Genomic DNA, 1,337 nt, shown 5'->3' on the forward strand with positions numbered 1-1,337 from the left:
TCAGGAGCACCTCCGTCGCGAGGTGCATGGGGTGCGTGGGGTGCGTGGGGTCTGCGGGGTCAGCGCCTGGTGCCGCAGCCCGGGCAGAACGCCGCACCCTCCGGGATGTCCTGGTGGCACTGGCCGCACTGGGTCGGCTGGGCGAGCCGGTGGCCGCAGCCCGGGCAGAACGGCGTGCCGTGCGTCTCCGCCGAGCACTGCGGGCAGACGAGCTGGCGCGGCGTCCGCACGTCGAACTCGGCGCCGGACTGCTGGCCCTGCTGGTAGGAGCGGTCGGACACCATGTCGTTGAGGCCGCGCCGCTGCGCCGCCATCGCCTCGGCCGCGGTGTCCGGGGCGCAGTCGTGGCACAGGCCCTGGCCCGGGTCGAAGCAGCGGCCGCAGACATAGTGGGTGCAGCGGGCGCAGCGGTTGAAGTGCACCTGGGCGTTGGTGATCGCGCGCTGGAAGGCGGCGTCGCGCGCGTTGCCCCAGGTGTGGCCGGCCAGGCCGTCGGCGGCGTTGCTGATGGTGTTGGCGTTGCCGCCGATGAGGTTCCAGGCGGCGCTGACGCCCTTGCCGATCCAGCCCGCCACCTGGCCGGTGGTGAACGCCTCGAACGACGAGCGCCAGGTGTCGGAGCAGCGGTAGCAGGAGAACTCGAACTGGAAGCCCGCGCCGGTGCCGTGCTGCTCGCACAGGTCGCGGTAGTTGCTGCTGAAGTAGATCTCGGAACTCACGTCGTCCCCGGTCGATGAAGTGGCATGTCGGCGGCCCCGGGCCCCCCAAGGTGCCGACACGGATGGGGCGGGTCACGGGGGCGCTGCACAGAATCGCACATGCCGTCATATTTTGTGAATCTCTTATGGACAACGCCTCGTGATCGCCGCACCGAGGGACGTCCGAACCCACCGGACCGGTTCCGGTCACGCCGGTACCGGTTCCGATCGGAACCGGCCGACGCCTCCTCAGAGCCCGGCGACCGGCAGCAGCAGGACCCGCGCCGGGTCGAACCGCTCCCACCCGGCCGGCCGGCCACTGCGGCTCACCCGCAACCGGCACCACCGCTGCCCGGCGGAGTCCTGCCACCAGCCGCTGATCCGCCCGGACGCCCAGGTGCCGCCGCCGAGGTCCACCTCGACCGGCTGGTACACCCACTGGACGTCCGGGTCCGCTGGCTCCCCGACGGCCACAGGACTGCGCCGACTCTCCACCACGGTTCCGCCTCCCGACCCGGCCCCGACGCGCGGCCTCCCCGGTCGGGCGGCCACGCGACCAGGCGTGCAGCTCACCCCGGAAACACGAAAGGCGGGTGGTGAAAAGGCGGTGGGGTTGCGCCCGACCCCCCCCCCCGCGCA

At 72.6% G+C, this 1,337-nt stretch carries 2 protein-coding genes; both read right to left on the bottom strand.

Annotation, left to right across the window (positions count from 1 at the left end):
* Nucleotides 1–59: 59 nt before the first annotated feature.
* A complete protein-coding gene (locus tag ACFV61_RS36055; RefSeq protein ID WP_380481983.1) occupies nt 60–719 on the bottom strand; it encodes a zinc ribbon domain-containing protein in 660 nt (219 codons plus the stop codon).
* 228 nt (nt 720–947) lie between these two features.
* On the bottom strand, nt 948–1,196 hold the full coding sequence (locus tag ACFV61_RS36060; RefSeq protein WP_159398582.1) for a hypothetical protein: 249 nt from the start codon (nt 1,194–1,196) through the stop codon (nt 948–950).
* Nucleotides 1,197–1,337 lie beyond the last annotated feature (141 nt).

It is taken from the genome of Kitasatospora sp. NPDC059817, assembly GCF_042731835.1.
GTDB lineage: Bacteria > Actinomycetota > Actinomycetes > Streptomycetales > Streptomycetaceae > Kitasatospora.